Source organism: Pseudanabaena sp. SR411, assembly GCF_002251945.1.
Classification (GTDB): Bacteria; Cyanobacteriota; Cyanobacteriia; order Pseudanabaenales; family Pseudanabaenaceae; genus Pseudanabaena.
The window spans coordinates 1-1,339 of sequence record NZ_NDHW01000208.1 but is presented as its reverse complement, the minus strand read 5'-3'; the positions used below and the strand labels follow the sequence as shown (position 1 = coordinate 1,339).

At 41.2% G+C, this 1,339-nt stretch carries 1 protein-coding gene and 1 pseudogene; one reads left to right on the top strand and one right to left on the bottom strand.

The genetic code is table 11. The features are described 5' to 3' along the window. Positions 1-149: 149 nt before the first annotated feature. Positions 150-551: pseudogene (locus B9G53_RS22500) on the top strand (transposase); the annotation flags it as partial. Positions 552-927: 376 nt separating this feature from the next. Here B9G53_RS22500 and B9G53_RS27620 read toward each other — a convergent pair. Next, positions 928-1,068, bottom strand: coding sequence for a hypothetical protein (locus tag B9G53_RS27620; protein WP_176453317.1), 141 nt, complete (start codon positions 1,066-1,068; stop codon positions 928-930). Between the last annotated feature and the right edge of the window lie 271 nt (positions 1,069-1,339).

The following is a 1,339-nucleotide window of genomic DNA, read 5'->3' as shown; positions in this document are numbered from 1 at the left end:
TGCAGCAATTCATCGAGTATTTCTTTGCGGATATTCATCTTTGTGGTGTTAGTAGTTGTGTGTCTTGATTATCTCTCTGTATACTTCCTAGACTTTACACATTTCACTTTACACTCTCAGGCCAGTAGCAGTTTCAAGCAACATGGCTATACGGTATCGTTGAACCCGCGACTGGTGAGAGCTTTTTCTATGAATTTAGTCATTTCAACACGGACTGTTTTCAAATATTTCTTGACCTTGTTTCAGGGCAATTTGCTGACAGCATCGTTCTCATGCAAGTCGATCAGGCTGGTTGTCATCGGGCTAAGCGTTTAAGAGTGCCAAGCAATATCATTTTTATATTTCAACCTGCACATTCTCCCCAATTGAACCCGATTGAGCGAGTTTGGTTGCACCTGAAGCAAGGGTTACGGTTTGCTTTACCCAAAAATATGGATGAGTTGCAGCTTTTAGTCAAGAATCGTCTCTCTGAGATGACTAAATCTGTCATTGCTTCTATTGTCGGTTGGACTTCCATTCTTGATGCTCTATCTGTAGCCTCTCTTTTGTGATTTGGTATTACTGGAGTGGTAAACTCAGCGATGGGAGGCAAATCCAGATGCAACAGAAAGATAACACCAGACTGCTCAATGCTTTTGGCTGCTTCAAGAGTTTACGATTTTCGGCAAGCTTATGCTTGTAATTCAAGACTTTCGGCAAATTTATGCTTCCATCTGGGGAGACGAATCTAAGAGAACCCCACAGTGAAATCAGTATTTCAAAACCAGTAGCGGCAAGTTTATGGTACAGCAACGCAAGAAATAGATAGGACAAATCAAAACCAAAAAGATGAGTGGCGACGCGAAGCGCCGTCACTCATCTTTTTGGTTTTATGTCCTATCTATTTCTTGCGTTGCTATATTACTGGCGGCAAACCTATAGTCATGATCACCATACCCCTCTGACTAAGCGATCGCACAAAGCATCGTCAAGTTTAAAATCTTGCAAAGCTACCTCTTGGATAGTGCTACTGGGCTGGACTCCGTAATATTGGTTGAGGATGATTTGGGGTATCGATCTTGAATTCATTTAATTTAGTGCCTTTGCGATGATCGGCAAAAAAGTTGTTGTAATGATTAAAGGGCAGTGTAAGCTAAGAGGCTATGCTCAAAACGACTATAGCTACTCCCTTCCCGCTGTAAGGCATGGTAAAATATGAAATAAAAAGACAGTAAAAAAATGAACCAAAACGAAGCGCTTCTGAACAAGCCGTTAGATCTCAAAGATTGGCAGAAGCAGTTCAATCGACATCAACAAGAGTACCTAAGGCATCGATTGGAAGCAATCAAATTACTTTATG